Genomic DNA, 218 nt, shown 5'->3' on the forward strand with positions numbered 1-218 from the left:
GGCCTGGGTTGACAGGATCTGGTTGATGAACCCTTGGAGCATCTCGCGCATCAGGTCCGGGGAGGCTTGGGCCAGTAGTTCGTCGAGGTAGGTAGTCGGGTCAATAGAATGGGGGCCAGCGGTCATCGTGGTGTTCCTTTCGAGGAAGTGTGGTTACGGATTCGAAAGGTACTGCGGTGGTCGCCCACATCTTCCATGGGGTCCTCACCGGCAGTTAC

Annotated in this window: 1 pseudogene; it reads right to left on the reverse strand. The window is 58.3% G+C overall.

The annotated features are described in order from the left end of the window. Nucleotides 1-126, reverse strand: a pseudogene (locus HMPREF0298_RS12355) (IS256 family transposase); the annotation flags it as partial. Between the last annotated feature and the right edge of the window lie 92 nt (nucleotides 127-218).

It is taken from the genome of Corynebacterium lipophiloflavum DSM 44291 (genome assembly GCF_000159635.1).
GTDB classification, from domain to species: Bacteria; Actinomycetota; Actinomycetes; order Mycobacteriales; family Mycobacteriaceae; genus Corynebacterium; species Corynebacterium lipophiloflavum.